The sequence below is a fragment of the Halomonas sp. MCCC 1A11062 genome (assembly GCF_021404355.1).
Classification (GTDB): Bacteria; Pseudomonadota; Gammaproteobacteria; order Pseudomonadales; family Halomonadaceae; genus Halomonas; species Halomonas aerodenitrificans.
The window spans coordinates 183,628-200,916 of record NZ_JABFTW010000002.1; the positions used below are offsets into that span (position 1 = coordinate 183,628).

13 protein-coding genes are annotated in these 17,289 nt (G+C 66.5%); 4 read left to right on the forward strand and 9 right to left on the reverse strand.

Annotation, left to right across the window (positions count from 1 at the left end; genetic code table 11):
• Positions 1-62: 62 nt before the first annotated feature.
• The 7 genes from HOP58_RS03365 to HOP58_RS03395 form a co-directional block, all read right to left on the reverse strand.
• On the reverse strand, positions 63-581 hold the full coding sequence (locus tag HOP58_RS03365) for a dihydrofolate reductase (protein ID WP_234253695.1): 519 nt from the start codon (positions 579-581) through the stop codon (positions 63-65).
• The gene (locus HOP58_RS03370; protein ID WP_234259646.1) at positions 578-1,351 is read right to left on the reverse strand and encodes a thymidylate synthase; all 774 of its coding nucleotides are present in this window, start codon (positions 1,349-1,351) and stop codon (positions 578-580) included. The genes HOP58_RS03365 and HOP58_RS03370 overlap by 4 nt, the downstream gene beginning before the upstream one ends.
• A gap of 248 nt (positions 1,352-1,599) precedes the next feature.
• Entirely contained in the window at positions 1,600-2,394 is a 795-nt protein-coding gene (gene lgt / locus HOP58_RS03375; RefSeq protein ID WP_234259560.1) for a prolipoprotein diacylglyceryl transferase, read from the reverse strand.
• Positions 2,395-2,519: 125 nt separating this feature from the next.
• Positions 2,520-3,893 carry a response regulator gene (locus HOP58_RS23240; protein WP_234259561.1) on the reverse strand — a complete coding sequence of 458 codons (1,374 nt, stop codon included), beginning with the start codon at positions 3,891-3,893 and terminating at the stop codon, positions 2,520-2,522.
• 59 nt (positions 3,894-3,952) lie between these two features.
• On the reverse strand, positions 3,953-4,747 hold the full coding sequence (locus tag HOP58_RS03385) for an NRDE family protein (RefSeq protein WP_234259562.1): 795 nt from the start codon (positions 4,745-4,747) through the stop codon (positions 3,953-3,955).
• A 9-nt stretch (positions 4,748-4,756) separates the two neighbouring features.
• Positions 4,757-7,018, reverse strand: a complete 2,262-nt coding sequence (gene ptsP, locus HOP58_RS03390; protein WP_234259647.1) for a phosphoenolpyruvate--protein phosphotransferase — start codon at positions 7,016-7,018, stop codon at positions 4,757-4,759.
• Positions 7,019-7,145: 127 nt separating this feature from the next.
• On the reverse strand, positions 7,146-7,637 hold the full coding sequence (locus HOP58_RS03395; RefSeq protein WP_026037963.1) for an RNA pyrophosphohydrolase: 492 nt from the start codon (positions 7,635-7,637) through the stop codon (positions 7,146-7,148).
• A gap of 197 nt (positions 7,638-7,834) precedes the next feature.
• Here HOP58_RS03395 and HOP58_RS03400 point away from each other — a divergent pair, with 197 nt between their 5' ends.
• Positions 7,835-8,491, forward strand: coding sequence for an HAD family hydrolase (locus tag HOP58_RS03400; protein WP_234259564.1), 657 nt, complete (start codon positions 7,835-7,837; stop codon positions 8,489-8,491).
• Positions 8,492-8,599: 108 nt separating this feature from the next.
• Here the strand turns inward: HOP58_RS03400 and HOP58_RS03405 are convergent, their stop codons facing one another.
• On the reverse strand, positions 8,600-9,574 hold the full coding sequence (locus HOP58_RS03405; RefSeq protein ID WP_234259565.1) for a malate dehydrogenase: 975 nt from the start codon (positions 9,572-9,574) through the stop codon (positions 8,600-8,602).
• Between the two features lie 360 nt (positions 9,575-9,934).
• On the opposite strand from HOP58_RS03405, the gene HOP58_RS03410 reads away from it, so the two are divergent.
• Both HOP58_RS03410 and HOP58_RS03415 read left to right on the forward strand, forming a co-directional pair.
• Positions 9,935-11,101: an efflux RND transporter periplasmic adaptor subunit gene (locus tag HOP58_RS03410; protein ID WP_234259566.1), complete on the forward strand. Its 1,167-nt coding sequence runs from the start codon at positions 9,935-9,937 to the stop codon at positions 11,099-11,101.
• A gap of 2 nt (positions 11,102-11,103) precedes the next feature.
• Complete coding sequence (locus HOP58_RS03415; RefSeq protein ID WP_234259567.1) at positions 11,104-14,208, forward strand: efflux RND transporter permease subunit; 3,105 nt, start codon at positions 11,104-11,106, stop codon at positions 14,206-14,208.
• 95 nt (positions 14,209-14,303) lie between these two features.
• Here the strand turns inward: HOP58_RS03415 and rsd are convergent, their stop codons facing one another.
• Positions 14,304-14,792 carry a sigma D regulator gene (gene rsd / locus HOP58_RS03420; RefSeq protein WP_010627212.1) on the reverse strand — a complete coding sequence of 163 codons (489 nt, stop codon included), beginning with the start codon at positions 14,790-14,792 and terminating at the stop codon, positions 14,304-14,306.
• Positions 14,793-15,003: 211 nt separating this feature from the next.
• On the opposite strand from rsd, the gene HOP58_RS03425 reads away from it, so the two are divergent.
• Positions 15,004-17,289 (forward strand): bifunctional salicylyl-CoA 5-hydroxylase/oxidoreductase, encoded by a 2,286-nt coding sequence (locus tag HOP58_RS03425; RefSeq protein WP_234259568.1) that lies wholly within the window; start codon positions 15,004-15,006, stop codon positions 17,287-17,289.

Genomic DNA, 17,289 nt, shown 5'->3' on the forward strand with positions numbered 1-17,289 from the left:
ACGGGGCAGCTCCATGCCTCAGCCTAGTGTGTGCCACAAGCGAGGCGCTGACAACGTGCAGTTCAGCGGCGTTGGTACTGCACGAAACTGTAGCTCGGCTGGCCCGGGTTGGGCGAGCCCGGTACCCGCTGCACCTCCTGCCATTCACTCTCATCCAGCTCGGGAAAGCGGGCATCGCCCTCCACCTCGACATCCACCTCGGTGAGGTAGATGCGGCTGGCGTGGGGCAGCGCCTGGACATATATCTCGCCGCCGCCCATCACCATGATCTCCTCGCTGGCATCGATGGTGGCCTGCTGGTCGGCCAGGAACAGCGCCGATTCGAGATCGTGGCAGACCCGCACACCGTCGTGGTGGAAGCTCTCATCCCGGGTTACCACGATGTTGAGCCGCCCCGGCAGCGGGCGACCGATGGAAGCGAAGGTCTTGCGCCCCATGATCAGTGGTTTGGCCTGGGTCATGCGCTTGAAGAACTTGAGGTCCTCGGGCAGATGCCAGGGCAGCTTGTTGTCGACGCCGATCACGCCGTTGCGCGACACCGCGGCGATCATCGCCACCGGCACCAGAGTCTCGTCGGTCATACTGCCACCTCGGCCTTGATATGAGGATGGGGATCGTAGCCTTCGATGGCGATATGCTCGAAGCGGAACGCGAACAGGTCGTCGACGCCGGGATCGAGCACCAGCCGGGGCGCCGCACGCGGGGTCCGCGAGAGCTGAAGCTCGGCCTGCTCCAGGTGGTTGAGGTAGAGGTGAGCGTCGCCCAGAGTGTGGACGAAGTCGCCGGGCTCGAGGCCGGCGACCTGGGCGATCATCATGGTCAGCAGCGCATAGCTGGCGATGTTGAACGGCACCCCGAGAAAGATGTCGGCGCTGCGCTGATAGAGCTGGCAGGAGAGCCGCCCTTCCGCCACGTAGAACTGGAACAGGCAGTGGCACGGGGGCAGCGCCATCTCGTCGACCAGCGCCGGGTTCCAGGCCGAGACGATCAGCCGCCGCGAGCCGGGATTGGTACGCAGCTGCTCAAGCAGCTTGGCGATCTGATCCACGTGGCCGCCGCGGGGGTCGGGCCAGCTGCGCCACTGATAGCCGTAGACGGGGCCGAGATCGCCGTTGGCGTCGGCCCACTCGTCCCAGATGCTGACCCCGTTCTCCTTGAGATAGGCGATATTGGTATCGCCACGCAGGAACCACAGCAGCTCGTGGACGATCGAGCGCAGGTGCAGCTTCTTGGTAGTCACCAGCGGAAAGCCGCGGGAGAGATCGAAGCGCATCTGGTGGCCGAACAGCGAGCGCGTGCCGACCCCGGTGCGATCGCCGCGCTCCACGCCCTGCTCCAGCACCTGCCGCATCAGATCCAGATACGGTTGCTCGAGAGCGGACTGTTCGGGTTGCGATTGGAGAGCGACCCGTTCGGTAGCGGGCCGCCCGAGCTGGACGTTGTGGTCAGGCATCTTGGCAAGGCTCTATATATAAGATGGTCGATTGGCAGTCGATCGATTGACCAGAGAGTCTACCGCCTCCGCCCACGCACTCCTACTCTCGGCGAGTATCACTGCGTAGCTGTCGTCGAGTATTACTGCCCCGCTGTCGTCGAGCTTCACTGCATAGTCTTGTCGCCCACCAGCGGCTGACGCCGCGACCAGGCGATGAGCAGGATACCGAAGAGAATCATCGGCAGGGTCAGCAGCATGCCCATGGTGAACCAGCCGAAGGCCAGGTAGCCGATGTGGGCATCCGGCAGACGGTAGAACTCCACGCCGAAGCGGAACACCCCGTAGAGCAGCAGGAACAGACCGGAAACCAGACCGCGCCGACGCGGCTGGGCCGACACCCACCACAGGATGACGAACATCACCAGGCCCTCGAGAAAGGCCTCATAGAGCGCGGTGGGGTGCCGCGGCTCCGGCCCCATGCCGGGAAACGGCATGCCCCAGGGCATCTCGGTGACCCGACCGGGCAGTTCGCGGTTGATGAAGTTGCCGATGCGCCCGGCACCCAGGCCGATCGGCACCATGGGTGCGAAGAAGTCGGTGAGGCTGAAGAAGGCCATGCGCTTCTTGCGGGCGAACCAGAGCGCGGCCAGCAGCACGCCGATCAAGCCACCGTGGAAGCTCATGCCGCCGTCCCAGACACGGAACACCCATAGCGGGTCGGCGGCCCACTGGCCCATGCCGTAGAACAGCGCATAGCCGAGGCGGCCGCCGGCCACCACGCCGATGGCGAGATAAAACAGCAGATCGCCGACATCCTCATGGGTAAGGCCGAAACGATGAGCCCGCAGGCGCCCCAACCACCAGGCACCGACGAAGCCGATCACGTACATCAGGCCATACCAGTGCACCTGAAAAGGGCCGAGCGAGATGGCGACAGGATCGATATCGGGATAGTTCATGTACACCTCGGAACGGGAAACGGAGCCTTACGACGGCCAGCGGGCCGAAAGCACAGACCGGGGCCGGCATGATGACGGGGCCGCCGTCGATGACAGATGAAAGATGAAAGATGAACGCAACACGGTCATGTCGCTGCGGTATCTTGGAAGGCGTCCGGCCGCCACTGCCGAAGCAGGTCGATGAGCTCACGCGGGCCATAGGGTTTGGCCAGGTAGTCGTCCATGCCCGCTTCGACGAAGCGCTGGCGGTCGCTGTCGGTGGCATTGGCGGTGAGCGCCACCAGAATGCTGCGACCGGCCTCGGGAGCGAGCGCCTCCTGTTCGCGCCAGCGTCGGGCGGCCTCGATGCCATCCATGTCTGGCATGAAGATGTCCATCAGCACCAGGTCGTAGAACAGACGCTGCTGCTGCAACAGGGCTTCCGGGCCACTGGCGACGCTGTCGACCCTGAGCCCCTGGGTCTCGAGCAGTTGGCTGGCCAGCATGCGGTTGACCGGCCCGTCATCGACCACCAGCACCCGCAGCGGCTCCGCCGCCTGGCCGGCGCCGGCGGGCGGCAGCAGCTCACCCCGCTCTCCGGCCAGACTGTTGATCAGCAGCAGGATGTCGGCGATACGCTCGCGCAGGTGGGCGTAACGCGACGAATCTCCGGGGCCTGCCTCACCACGCTCCATGCTCTCGGCCAGCTCATTCAGCAGCGGCTCCAGCTCGCGCTGCAGCAGCGTCAGGTAGTGGGACTTCAGCCGCGAGTCTTCCCTCGCCCGCTCGCGGGCCGCCAGCAGATTGCCGAATTCGTGCATGCCGGCGCGTTCGAAGAGCAGCAATTGATAGGGCGAGGCCTCCAGCCACTCCGCCCGGAAGGAGCGCCAGCGCCCCTCGCCATCGAGCACCTGCACCTCGACCAGCCTGTCACCCGCATCGCCTCGCTCGATCAGCCGAGTCGCGGGATCCTGCCCCCTGAGCTTGGCCAGACTTTCTCCCAGCAGCTGCTCCATGGCCAGGTTGGCGCCGACGATGCGCCCCTGGTAGAGCAGCAGCGCCGGCCGCTGACTGCCCGCCAGCAGCGCATCGGGGCTCGGCACCAGCTCGAGCCGCGACTGCAGCTCGATCATGCCATCATGCAGGCGCTCCATGCGCCCCATCATCGAGTCGTCATGGGTCTCGAGCCGTCCCGGCTGTGCCAGCCAGCCCGGCAGCATCTGTTCGGCTTCCAGCAGCAGACGTTCGATGCGCTCGAGGCGGCTCTCGGCCTGAGCTTCACATTCGCGAATGCGGTGGCGCAATTGCAGGAGAAAGGCCGAGGTGGTGAGGGTCGTGCCGACCAGCAGGGCCAACAGCAGCCAGGCGGGGCCCGTCCAGGCGGCAGGGTCGGGAGTGGCCAGCCACAATACGGCGCCTGCCAGCAGACACAGCAGCACCAGGGCTGCCTGGGCCAGCAGCAGCGGCCACAGCAGGGGCCATATCAGGTAAGACCATAAGCGGTCCTTGTGTACTAACACGGGCTTGCGTCCCTGTGCCGAATGCCGATGGGTGAGTTTACGCCGCTACGTCCTGGCTGTCATGGCGACGCCAGGAACGAATTGAGATGCAAGGCAATTTGCTCCCGCGTCACCCCCTGGGGCTGTCCAGCAGGGCCGAAGCGACGCTCTTCCAGCACCACGGCGCCCGCGCCGGCGTCCCACTCCAGCCAGGTAGTGGCACGGGTGCCGTACTGCTCCCCGACGATGAAAGGCGGCGACAGCCGGCGCTCCAGCTCCAGCCCCACGCCGGTATCGGGCAGATGGCCATCGTCGGCCGGCAGTGTCTGGCCAAACGCTTCCAGCGCGTCCTCCGGCCAGCGGCGACGCTGCGCGGTCGCCAGCCCTTGTCGGGCGGCGATCAGCTTGGGCCAGGGCGTATCGAGAGTGGCATTGGAAAGGCCGTGGATGCCGGGCGCGACATGGGTGAGCAGCAGCTCGTCCCGACCGCGGTGCAGATGCCAGAGGCGCTCACCATCGCCCGCCAGCAGGTTGAAGCCGGCATAGCGCCAACCCTCGCCCCCGGCGAGCCTGAGCAGCCAGGCAGCGAGGTCGGGGCACTCCAGTGCGTCGCGCACGAGCTGTCCCCGGCTCGGCGCACCGGGCGCCACGGCGAGGGCAGGATCGCGCACGTTGGTCACCGCCGCGAATCGCCCGCGACGATGCACCGCCAGCCAGCTGCCGCCGGCCTCGAGATCGCGGCCGCCGACGATGTCGGGCGCATCCTGCCACGCCGCCAGTGCAGCCGTCGGCCGTTGGTAGAACTCGTCGCGGTTGGCCACCAGGCGCAGCGATATCGGCGCCTGCGGTCGAAAATCGAAAGCGATGAGACACATGAGTCGCGCTCAGTCCCGTGGCGGCAGCAGGTGCGCCAGCTGCCATTCGCTGAGACGCCCGAACAGATGGCTGCGAACCGCCACCGGTGAATTGAGCGCCAGGGTTTCCCGAACCAGCGCCTTGGCGGCGTCGATCGATACCCGACGAATGGCCGCTCTGACCCGGGGCAGGCTGGGGGCGTTCATGGAGAGGGAATCGAAGCCCATGCCCATCAGCAGCAGCGCGCCGGCCGGGTCGCCGGCCAGTTCGCCGCACACCGAGATCGGCTTCTTCAACCGCCGTGACTCCTCGGCCAGCCGCGCCATGGCGCACAGCACGGCGGGATGGCAGGAGTCGTAGAGGCTCGCCACCCGGGGGTTGTTGCGATCCACCGCCAGCAGGTACTGGGTCAGGTCGTTGCTGCCGACGGAGAAGAAGTCGACCCGCTCGGCCAGGGCATCCAACTGATAGAGCGTGGCAGGGACCTCCAGCATCACGCCTACCCGGGGCCGCGGCGAGACCACGCCCTCTTCGCCCAGCTCACGAATGGCACGGTCCAACAGGCGCAGCGCATCGTCGACTTCGTCGACGTTGGTCACCATGGGCAGCAGAATCTGCAGATTGTCGAGCCCCTGAGCGGCACGCAGCATGGCGCGCAGCTGCACCATCAGCACTTCGGGGTGATCGAGCGTGACCCGGATGCCGCGCCAGCCGAGGAAGGGGTTGGCTTCCTCGATGGGGAAATAGGGCAGGTCCTTGTCGCCGCCGATGTCGAGGGTACGCATGACCACCGGCAGCGGCGCAAAGCTCTCCAATTGATCGCGGTAGAGGCGCGCCTGCTCCTGCTCCCCCGGAAAGCGCTCGGCAATCATGAACGGTACTTCGGTGCGGTACAGACCCACGCCGCTGATGCGCTTCTTCAATGATACCGCGGTGTCGAAAGCCAGCCCGGTGTTGACCATCAGCGGCATCTCGTAGCCGTCGGGCGTCTCGCTGGGCAGGTCCTGCTCATGCTCCAGTACTTCCGTCAGCGCCACCTCTTCGGCGATCAGGCTGCTGTAGCGGGCTTTCAGCTCATCGGTAGGCCGCACGAAGAGCCGCCCCCGGTGCCCGTCGAGGACCACCTCGGCACCGGAGAGCCGCGGCAGCGGCAGGTCGACCATGCCCGACACCGTGGGAATGCCCATGGCCCGCGCCACGATCGCCACGTGAGAGGTACTCGAACCACGCATCGAGACCAGCCCGGCCAGACGCTCCCGCGGCACTTCGCCCAGCGTGGCGACGCTGATCTCGTCGCCCACCAGGATGGTGCTTTCGGGGAAATTGGCAGGAGTCTGGGGAGTCTCCTCCTGCAGATGCGCCAGCACCCGGCGGCCCAGGTCGCGCACGTCGGCGGCCCGCTCGCGCAGGTAGTCGTCGTCGACCCGCTCCAGATACTGCACGTGACGCCGCACCACGTCGGCCAGCGCCCCCGGGGCCCACTGCCCTTCACGAATGCGCTTCTCCACTTCCTGGGAGAGCGCCGCTTCGCTGAGCATCTGCTGGTAGACCTCGAACAGCGCCAGTTCCTGGGCGGAGATGCGGTTGGCCAGGCGCTCGCCCGCGGCTCGAATCTCCTCGCGCACGCACTCGATGGCCTCCTTGAGGCGCGCGATCTCGTGCTCGACGTCGGTGGGAATCAGGTCGGGAACGCTGTCCAGATCGGCCAGCGGCGCCACCACCACCACCTCGCCGATGGCCATGCCGGGCGAGGCGGGAACGCCAGTGAACATGGCCTGCCCGCCAGGCAGCGTAGGCTTGCTGAGACTGCCCGTGGCCAACGCGTGAGCCAGCACGCCGGCCAGCTGCGCACCCATGGTGATGAGGAAGGCTTCGTCCTCCTCATCGTAGCGGCGCTTCTCGGCCTGCTGTACGACGAGCACGCCGAGCATGCGCCGCTGATGGATGATGGGCACGCCGAGAAAGCTGGAGTAGCGCTCTTCGCCGGTGGCCTCGAAGTAGCGGAAGCGCGGGTGCGACGGTGCGTCCTCCAGGTTGAGCGGCTCCTCGCGCTCGGCCACCAGACCGACCAGGCCCTCGCCTACCCGCAAGGTGACCTGCCCCACCGCCTGGCTGTGCAGGCCGATGGTTTCCATCAGCACCAGCGCCTCGATCTCGGCATCGTAGAGATAGAAGGAACATACGTCGGTGCGCATGGCCTTGCGAATACGGCGAACCATGGTCGCCAGCGCCGCATCGAGATTGCGTGCCCCGTTGACCTCCTGGATGACCCGGCGCAGCACCTCGAGCATCGGCGTCTTGCTTTCCATCGTTGTCGTCCCTCGCCTGCTGAGGAGTCAAGGCCAAGCACCGCCAGTGCGGCGGAGCTCACACGGGGCCCTGCGTTGCCCCACTCGTACCGAACAGCGGATTCTTCGCTCAGCGCCCTTCCAGCGCCAGCCGCTGCGCCCGCGGCGACAGCTCGCTCAACGCGCGGCGATACACCTCGCGCTTGAACGGTACCACCTGGCCCAGCGGATACCAGTAGCTGACCCAGCGCCAGTTATCGAACTCGGGCTTCTCCGAGCCATCCATGCAGATGCGGCTCTCCTGACAGCGGATCCGCAGCAGGAACCACTTCTGCTTCTGGCCGATACACACCGGCCTCGAATTCATGCGCACCATGCGTCGTGGCAGGCGATAGCGCAGCCACCCCCGGGTACAGGCAAGCAGTTCGACGTCATCGGCGGTGAGGCCGATTTCCTCCTCCAGCTCTCGGTAAAGCGCCTGTTGCGGTGTTTCGGTTGACTTGATGCCTCCCTGGGGAAACTGCCACGCATTCTGTCCTACCCGACGCGCCCAAAGCAGCTGCCCCCTGGCGTTGGCGATGATGATGCCAACGTTGGGGCGAAAGCCGTCAGCGTCGATCACGGACGTCACCTTGTGAAATTCATCGTTGCTTGCATTCTTCCACAAGGGCGCAAAGCGCATCAATACAACGTTGGGGCCGAACCGGCAGTAGGAGAAAAAGCTCCGGCAGGCTTAGCAGCGAGGTCGTTGTCTGACATAATCGCCAGCTTTCACGAAACCTAGCAAGTCATTACTCACCAAATCGCAAGGGGTAAGCCGTGAGTCTGGCCATCTTCGACCTGGACAATACCCTGCTCGCCATCGACAGCGACCACGCCTGGGGCGAGTTTCTGCTCGAACAGGGAGCAGTGGATGCCAAGGCCTACCGTGAAGCCAACGACCGCTTCATGGCCGACTATGAGGCGGGAACGCTGGACATCCACGCCTTTCTCGCCGTGGCGCTCAAGCCGCTCGCCGACAACAGTCCCGAGCAGTTGGCTGCCTGGCATCAGCAGTTCATGGCCAGCAAGATCGAGCCCAACATCCTGGCCAAGGGCGAGGAACTGCTGGCACGCCACCGCAGCCGCGGCGACACTCTGCTGATCATCACCGCCACCAACCGCTTCATCACCGGCCCCATCGCCGAGCGGCTGGGGGTGGATCATCTCATCGCGGTGGAGCCGGAGGTGCGCGACGGCCGCTACACCGGCCAGGTCAGCGGCACGCCGAGCTATCGCGAAGGCAAGGTCAAGCGCCTGGAGGCGTGGCTGGCGGACAAGGACTACACCCTGGACGACGCCTGGTTCTACAGCGACTCCCACAACGACCTGCCGCTGCTGGAGCTGGTGGAGCACCCGGTGGCGGTGGACCCCGACGCCACCCTGCGCGAGGTGGCCGAACGGCGCGGCTGGCGCATCATGAGCCTGCGGGACTGACCCAGGCCCGCCCTGCCATACGCAAAACCCCGAAAGCCTGGGCTTTCGGGGTTTTTCTTTACTGCCTGCCGACTACACTGCGCGGCGATTCGCTCGCGCAGGCATTTGTTACCCCAGAAGGTGCTCGACCGCGGCGCGCTCTTCCCGCAGCTCGTCTTCGGTGGCCTTCATCTTGCCACGGCTGAACTCGTCGATCTCCAGACCCTGGACGATCTCGTAGTCGCCGTTCTGGCAGCGCACCGGGTAGGAGTAGATGATGCCCTCGGCGATGCCGTAGCTGCCGTCGGAGGGAATCGCCATGCTCACCACCTGATCGGTGCCCAGCGCCCAGTCGCGCATGTGGTCGATGGCGGAGGAGGCAGCGGAAGCGGCAGAAGAAGCACCGCGCGCCTTGATGATCGCCGCGCCGCGCTGCTGCACGGTGGGGATGAAGTCGTTCTCGTACCAGTCGCGCTCGACCAGATCGAAAGCGGGCTTGCCGGCCACCTTGGTATGGGCCAGATCCGGGTACTGGGTAGCGCTGTGGTTGCCCCAGATGATCATGCTGTCGACATCGGTAACGCGCTTGCCGGTCTTCTGCGCCAGCTGGGTCAAGGCGCGGTTGTGATCCAGACGGGTCATCGCGGTGAACTGACGCGGGCTCAGGTCGGGCGCGTTGCAGGAAGCGATCAGGGCGTTGGTGTTGGCCGGGTTGCCCACCACCAGCACGCGCACGTTGCGGCTGGCATTGTCGTTGAGCGCCTTGCCCTGCACGGAGAAGATCGCCGCGTTGGCTTCCAGCAGGTCCTTGCGCTCCATGCCCGGGCCGCGCGGACGGGCGCCGACCAGCAGAGCGAAATCGGCATCCTTGAAGGCGACGTTCGGGTCGTCGGTGGCGACGATGTCCTGCACCAGCGGGAAGGCGCAGTCGTTCACTTCCATGACCACGCCGTTGAGCGCGTCCATGGCCTGGGGAATCTCGAGCAGCTGGAGAATGACGGGCTGATCCGGGCCCAGCATGTCGCCTGCGGCAATACGGAAGATAAGGGAGTAGCTGATCTGGCCGGCACCGCCGGTAATGGCAATACGTACGGGATCTTTCATCGTTGCTCCTTCGGTTGAGCCGCCGTGAGGAAAACGCTGCTACGAATGGCTGCGCGAGCGAATCGTTCAGCATTTTCCTGAGGATGAGCCTTGCGAGCGCTTGCCCGCCCTGGCCGGGATTCGGACCGCAAGATGGTATGCTTGCATTGCACAAAACTCAATCCGACCTCCGACTAGGGAAAACCCTGCACAATCGATACCCCTCGGCGCGACTGCCACCTTTTTCGGCTTTTGCGCTATCATGCAATGCTTGATTAGCCGAGTAGGCGGCACGATTCAGCCAGCTTGGCTCCGCGCGACGCAGCACTCGCTGCACAGGCTCGTCTACCGTATTCCTGCTATCGAACCAGGGAAGGCCGCATGCTGAGACGTCCCCCTATTTCCGCGCTGCTGGCCGCTCTGGTGCTGCTGGCTCTGCTGCTGTGGCTGGCACTCGGCGACGTGCAGCGCTTCCAGCAGCAGGCGCCCACCACGGAAGCACCGCCCGCCGACACCCTGCCCCGGGTCGAATACCGTCACAGCAGCGCCGTCGCCTACCAGCCACAGCGGGTGGTGCAGGGCCAGCTGGTGGCCTTTCGCGAGGTCGAGCTGCGCACTCGCCATGCCGGCCGGGTCGTCGAATTGCCGGTCACCCAGGGCAGCGGAGTGGAAGCCGGCTCGCCTCTGCTGGCGCTGTCGCGCGATGCCCTGGAAGCACAGCTGCAGCGCGCCGAGGATCGGCTCGAACTGGCCAGGGCCGAGCTGGCCGGGGCCGACAGCTTACGTCAGCGCAACCTGATCTCTCAGCCCGAACTGCTGGGCCTGCAGAGCAGCGTCAGCGTGGCAGCGGCCGAGCTGGCCGAGCTGCGCCAGACGCTGGAGGAGACGCGTCCCACGGCCCCCTTCGACGGCGTCGTGGACCGTCTTCATGTGGAACTGGGTGAAGTGCTGCAGATCGGCGATCCCTATGCCCGCCTGATCGACGACCGCCGCCTCAAGGCCAGCGCCTGGGCAGCCCAACGCGATGCCCCCGACCTTGCCCCCGGGCTGCCCGTCGAGGCGCGACTGCTGGACGGCAGCCGCCTCACCGGCGAGCTGACCCACGTCGCCAGCCGCGCCGACGAGTCCACCCGCTCCTTCTATATCGAAGCCGAATTCGACAACGCGGACCGCCGCCGGCTGGCAGGCGCCAGCGCGACACTGGCGATCACCCTGCCTGAGCGCGAGGTACACCAGCTCTCACCCGCCCTGCTCGAGCTGGACGATGAGGGCCGGCTGCGGGTCAAGCATCTCGACGAGGAGGACCGGGTGGTGAGCACCCCGGTCAGCCTGGTCGCCGCCGACGCCACCCAAGCCCGGGTTGCCGGACTGCCCGAGACCATTCGCCTGATCACCCTGGGCAGCGGCTTCGTCGCCCAAGGCGATGAGGTCATCGCCGTACCGACGCCAAGCGAAAGCGACAACGGCACTCTCGACGAGGATGCCGCCACAGCCAGTAACAGCGAAGACGGCACGACCAGCGAACGCGCAGAGCAGGAGACCCCCTGACCATGCGCACCCTGATCGAGGCCGCACTGGACCGGTCGCGCACCACCCTGCTGTTGCTGCTGGCGCTGCTGCTGGCGGGCCTTGCCGCCTGGCAGGCGGTGCCCAAGGAAGCCAATCCCGACGTTCCCATCCCCATCATCTACGTCTCGCTGGCCCTGGAAGGGGTGACCCCCGAGGATGGCGAACGGCTGCTGGTGCGGCCCATGGAACAGGAACTGCGCACCATCGAGGGCGTGCGCAAGATGACCTCCCAGGCCAGCGAAGGTCACGCTGCGGTGACCCTGGAATTCGACGCCGGCTTCGACCCGCGCCAGGCGCTGGCCGACGTGCGCGAGCGGGTCGATATCGCCAACGCCTCGCTGCCCGACGAGGCCGAGGAGCCGCGGGTCTTCGAGGTCAACGTCGGCCTCTTCCCGGTGCTGACCCTGGGGCTCTCGGGCCCCATCGAGGAGACCCGGCGGCTGGCCATCGCCCGCCAACTGCAGGATGCCTTCGAGGGCGTGCCCGAAGTGCTCGAAGTGGAGATCGGCGGCGAGCGCGAGGAGCTGATGGAGATCGTCATCGACCCGCTGGTGCTCGACAGCTACGGCGTCGACTTCGACACCCTGTTCAACCTGATCACCCGCAACAACCGCCTGGTGGCCGCCGGCAGCCTGGATACCGGCGCCGGCCGCAGCCCGGTCAAGGTTCCCGGCATCATCGAATCGCTGGACGACGTGCTCAACATGCCGGTGAAGGTCGACGGCGACCGGGTGGTCACCTTCTCCGACGTGGGCTGGATCCACCCCACCTTCAAGGACCCAGCGGGCTTCGCCCGCATCGACGACGAGCCGGCCCTGGTACTGGAGATCTCCAAGCGTGCCGGCGCCAACCTGATCGCCACCATCGAGGGGGTGCGCGAGATCCTCGACCAGGCCGCGCCGCTGCTGCCCGAGGAGCTCTCGATCACCACCATCATGGACCAATCGGTGACCGTCGATCAGATGCTCTCGGAGCTGCTCAACAACGTGCTCACCGCCGTGGTGCTGGTACTGATCGTGATCCTGGCCGCCATGGGCGTGCGCTCGGCGCTGATGGTGGGGCTGACCATTCCCGGCGCCTTCCTCACTGGCATCCTGCTGATCTGGGCCATCGGTTACACCCTCAACATCGTGGTGCTGTTCGCCCTCATCTTGGTCGCCGGCATGCTGGTGGACGGCGCCATCGTGGTCAGCGAACTGGCCGACCGCCACCTGCGCGAAGGTCAGCCGCCGCGGCAGGCCTGGATCAACGCCGCCTCACGCATGAGCTGGCCGGTGATCGCCGCCACCGCCACCACTTTGGCGGTGTTCTTCCCGCTGCTGTTCTGGCCCGGCGTGGTGGGTGAGTTCATGAAGTACCTGCCGGCCACGGTGATCCTGTGCCTGATCGCCTCCTTGGCCATGGCGCTGATCTTCCTGCCCACCCTGGGCGGTGTGTTCAGCGTACGCGCCAGCCGGGCCGTGCACGGCGAAGAGATGATCACCGCCGGCGGACGTCTGTATCGCACCACCCTGGCCCGGCTGCTGGCCTGGCCAGGCGTGACGCTGACGATCGCCCTGCTGCTGATGGCGCTGATCTTCGTCGGTTACGGTCGCTTCAATCACGGCGTCGAGTTCTTTCCCGCCGTCGAGCCGGAAAATGCCCAGGTGATGGTACGCGCCCGCGGGGATTTCTCCGCGTTGGAGAAAGACGCCATCGTGCGTCGGGTGGAAGCGCGGCTGGCCGGCATGAGCGAGGTGCAAGCGCTCTATGCCCGCTCCTACGCCATTCCCAACGAGCAGCTCGGCAGCGACGTGATCGGCACGGTGCAGTTCCAGTTGATCGACTGGCAGGAGCGCCGCCCGGCCCAGGTGATCATGAACGAGATGGCCGAGCGCACCGCCGACCTGCCCGGGGTGGTATTGGAGTTCCGCGAGCAGGACATGGGCCCCGGCGCCGGCAAGCCGATCGTGCTGGAGGTGAGCGCCCAGCAGGAGGCCGATAGCGCGGCCACGGTGGAAACCATCCGGCGCGAAATGGAGCGCCTGGGCGGTTTCCGCGACATCGAGGACAACCGCAGCCTGCCCGGCATTGAGTGGCGGCTCAACGTCGACCGTGCCGCCGCCGCCAGGCTCGGCGCCGATGTCGCCGCCGTGGGCAGCGCCGTGCAGCTGGTCACCAACGGCCTGCAGGTGGCGAGCTACCGGCCCGCCCACGCCCCCGACGAAGTCGACATCAGCGTGCGCTTCCCCCATGACTGGCGCAGCATCGATCAGTTGGACCGGCTGACCCTCAACACCTCCCGCGGGCAGGTACCGATCTCCCACTTCGCCAGCCTCGAGCCTGCGCCACGGGTCGGCACCCTGCACCGCATCGACGGCCAGCGTGCCATCACCCTCGAGGCGGACGTGGCCGCAGGCTACCAGCCCGATGAGCGTCTGCGCGCGCTGCTGGCGGCGTTGGGCCCACCGCCGGAGGGTGTGCGCGTCAACGTGGCCGGCGAACAGGAGGACCAGGAGGAGGCCAGCCGCTTCCTGATCACCGCCTTCCTCGTGGCGATCGGGCTGATGCTGCTGATCCTCGTCACCCAGTTCAACAGCCTCTACCAGGCGCTGCTGGTGCTCTCGGCTATCGTCTTCTCCACCGCCGGCGTGCTGATGGGCCTGCTGATCAACGGCCAGCCGTTCGGCATCGTCATGGTGGGCATGGGCATCATCGCCCTGGCGGGCATCGTGGTGAACAACAACATCGTGTTGATCGACACCTACAACGAGCTGCGCCACGCGGGGCTGGCGCCCTACGACGCCGCTCTGGAGGCCGGCGGCCTGCGCCTGCGCCCGGTGCTGCTCACCGCCATCACCACCGTGCTGGGACTGATGCCGATGGTGCTGGAGATCAACGTCAACCTGTTCGCCCCGAGCCTGGGATTCGGCGCTCCCTCCACCCAATGGTGGACCCAGCTCTCCAGCGCCATCGCCGGCGGCCTGGTGTTCGCCACCGGGCTGACGCTGCTGCTGACGCCGTGCATGCTGGTGCTGTGGCAGCGCCGCTCGACGCGGGAAGCGACCGAGCCCACGGACATCGCAACGCCGAGCGCGCAGACATAAACGCCGCCCCGGGGACAAACCGGGGCGGCGTCAAAATGGGTCGGCCCGCAGGCCTGCTAGAGAACGGTTCGTAGAACCAGAACCATTCGGTAGCGCTATTCGGTTTCGGTTTCCGGGCGCGGCGTATGCGCGGCGTGCAACCTGGCGATCAGTTGGTCTTCCAGGGCGAAGCGTTCGGTCAGTCCCTTGGCGAGACGATCGAGCCATGCGGGCAAGCGCGGCAGGAAATGCTGGCAGCGCACCGGGGTCGAGAAGTCGGCGTCGAAGGCCAGCACCAGTTCGGTGGAGAGCTCCAGGCGCTCCAGCAGCTTGGCGGCGATTTCCAGCGCTTCGTGATCCTCGAAGGCGTTGGCCTCCTCACGCAGCTGCGGATAGATCTCGAAGTGACCGGCACTGATGTAATCCATCAGCAGCTCGCTGAAGCGATCGATCTGGGGCTTGCACACGGCCTCGAGCTCAGTATCGCAGGCCTCCTTGAGCTCGATGAAACTGACCAGCAGCTCACGGCGCTCGTCGAGCCAGCGGTCGATCAGCTGATGCACGCCACCCCAGCGTTCCCTGGCAGTCTTGCACTGTTCCAGCATGGAGAGCCTCCTTCCCCTGTGAAGCCGGTTGCAGCCCGGACCCTGCCGAACCCGAAACCCCAGACTCACCCTTGCCAGCCTGACTGTCAATCCTTGGCCGAGGGAAAAACGTTCTTCAACGATTTACTTCAAGCTTGAAATTTTAAGCTTGAAGTATCTCTTCGGCGGGTCTAGCCTGATATCAACTACAACAACCAAACGGTTCCGCCTCATGAGAATCGCCTGCCTGGGCGGTGGCCCCGCCGGCCTCTACTTCGCCATTAGCATGAAGTTGCACGACCCGGCGCACGAGATCGTGGTGATCGAGCGCAACCGCCCCGACGACACCTTCGGCTGGGGCGTGGTGCTCTCCGACGAGACGCTGGACAACCTGGCCGCCAACGATGCCGTCAGCGCGGCGCGCATCCGTGAGCACTTCGCCTATTGGGACGACATCGCGGTGATCCACGACGGCGTCAAGACCGTCTCCACCGGTCACGGCTTCTGCGGCATCGGCCGCCGCCAGCTGCTGTTGCTGCTGCAGGCGCGCGCCCGGGAGCTCGACATCGAGCTGCGCTTCGAGAGCGACGTCGCCGAATCCGCCATCGACGAGCTGCGCCGCGAGTTCGACCTGGTGCTGGCCGCCGACGGCCTCAACTCACGCACCCGTCAGCGCTATGCCGAGCATTTCCAGCCCGACATCGACGTGCGCGCCTGCAAGTTCGTCTGGCTCGGTACCCGTCAGACCTTCAACGACGCCTTTACCTTCATCTTCGAGAAGACCGAGCACGGCTGGGTGTGGGCTCACGCCTACCAGTTCGATGCCGACACCGCGACCTTCATCGTCGAGTGCAGCGAGGCCACCTGGCAGGCCTTCGGCTTCGGCGAGATGAGCCAGCAGGCGTCGATCGAGGTGTGCGAGCGCATCTTCGCCCGTCACCTGGGCGGCCATGCGCTGATGAGCAATGCCAACCACATTCGCGGCTCGGCGTGGATCAACTTCCCCCGCGTGCTGTGCGCGCGCTGGAGCTTCGACAACGTGGTGCTGATGGGCGATGCCGCGGCCACCGCGCACTTCTCCATCGGCTCCGGCACCAAGCTGGCGCTGGAGAGCGCCATCGCGCTGGCCGAGTACCTGCACAGCGAGCCCGACATGGCCAGCGCCTTCGCCCGCTACGAGGAGGAGCGCCGCCTGGAGGTGCTGCGCCTGCAGTCGGCGGCACGCAACTCCACCGAGTGGTTCGAACAGGTGGAGCGCTACCTGGACCTCGACCCGGTGCAGTTCAACTACTCGCTGCTGACCCGTTCCCAGCGTATCAGCCACGAGAACCTGCGCCTGCGCGATCCGGCCTGGCTCGAGAGCGCCGAACGCTGGTTCCAGACCCAGGCAGGCAACGCGGGCAGCGCACGGGCGCCGATGTTCGCCCCCTACCGGCTGCGTGACATGCAGCTCGTCAATCGGGTGGTGGTCTCGCCGATGGCCCAGTACAAGGCGGTGAACGGCAGCCCCACCGACTGGCACTTCGTGCACTACGCCGAACGCGCCAAGGGCGGCGCCGGGCTGGTCTACACCGAGATGACCTGCGTCTCGCCGGCGGGCCGTATCACCCCCGGCTGCCCGGGACTCTACACTGCCGAGCACGAGGCAGCATGGAAGCGGTTGTGCGACTTCGTCCACGCCGAGACGCCGGCCAAGCTGTGCGCCCAGATCGGCCACTCCGGACCCAAGGGCTCGACCCAGCTCGGCTGGCAGGAGATGGACGCGCCGCTCGCCGAGGGCAACTGGCCGATCATGGCGGCCTCCGCCGTGCCGTGGTCGGCGCGCAACCAGGTGCCCAGGGCCATGGTTCGCGCCGACATGGAGCGGGTGCGCGACGAGTTCGTCGCCGCCGCCCGCATGGCCGAGCGCGCCGGCTTCGACATGCTCGAGGTGCATGCCGCCCACGGTTACCTGCTCTCCTCCTTCATCACTCCGCTGACCAACCGCCGCGACGACGAGTACGGCGGTTCGCTCGAGAACCGCATGCGCTATCCGCTGGAGGTGATCCGCGCAGTGCGCGCCGCCTGGCCGGCCCACAAGCCGCTCTCGGTGCGCATCTCGGCCAACGACTGGGTCGGCGACGAGGGCGTCACCCCCGATGAGGCGGTCGAGATCGCCCGCCTGCTCCAGGCCGTCGAGGTCGACATCGTCGACGTCTCCGCCGGGCAGACCTCGACCCGGGCCAAGCCGCAGTACGGGCGCATGTTCCAGACGCCCTTCTCGGATCGCATCCGCAACGAGACCGGCATGGCCACCATGGCGGTGGGCAACATCTACCAGGCCGACCACGTCAACTCGATCCTGATGGCCGGCCGCGCCGACCTGGTGTGCCTGGCCCGCCCGCACCTGGCCGACCCCTACTGGACGCTGCATGCCGCCGCCGGCATCCAGGATGGCGAATGCGAGTGGCCGGCCCCCTATCGTGCCGGGCGCGATCAATTGCAACGCCTGGCCGAGCGCGGCGAGGGGTGGGTGTGA

Coding starts and splice junctions, on each gene's coding strand:
- lgt (WP_234259560.1), bottom strand. CDS start 2,394: ATGAACTATCCCGATATCGATCCTGTCGCCATCTCGCTCGGCCCTTTT.
- HOP58_RS03425 (WP_234259568.1), top strand. CDS start 15,004: ATGAGAATCGCCTGCCTGGGCGGTGGCCCCGCCGGCCTCTACTTCGCC.
- HOP58_RS03370 (WP_234259646.1), bottom strand. CDS start 1,351: ATGCGGCAGGTGCTGGAGCAGGGCGTGGAGCGCGGCGATCGCACCGGG.
- HOP58_RS03405 (WP_234259565.1), bottom strand. CDS start 9,574: ATGAAAGATCCCGTACGTATTGCCATTACCGGCGGTGCCGGCCAGATC.
- rsd (WP_010627212.1), bottom strand. CDS start 14,792: ATGCTGGAACAGTGCAAGACTGCCAGGGAACGCTGGGGTGGCGTGCAT.
- HOP58_RS03385 (WP_234259562.1), bottom strand. CDS start 4,747: ATGTGTCTCATCGCTTTCGATTTTCGACCGCAGGCGCCGATATCGCTG.
- HOP58_RS03410 (WP_234259566.1), top strand. CDS start 9,935: ATGCTGAGACGTCCCCCTATTTCCGCGCTGCTGGCCGCTCTGGTGCTG.
- ptsP (WP_234259647.1), bottom strand. CDS start 7,018: ATGCTCGAGGTGCTGCGCCGGGTCATCCAGGAGGTCAACGGGGCACGC.
- HOP58_RS03415 (WP_234259567.1), top strand. CDS start 11,104: ATGCGCACCCTGATCGAGGCCGCACTGGACCGGTCGCGCACCACCCTG.
- HOP58_RS03365 (WP_234253695.1), bottom strand. CDS start 581: ATGACCGACGAGACTCTGGTGCCGGTGGCGATGATCGCCGCGGTGTCG.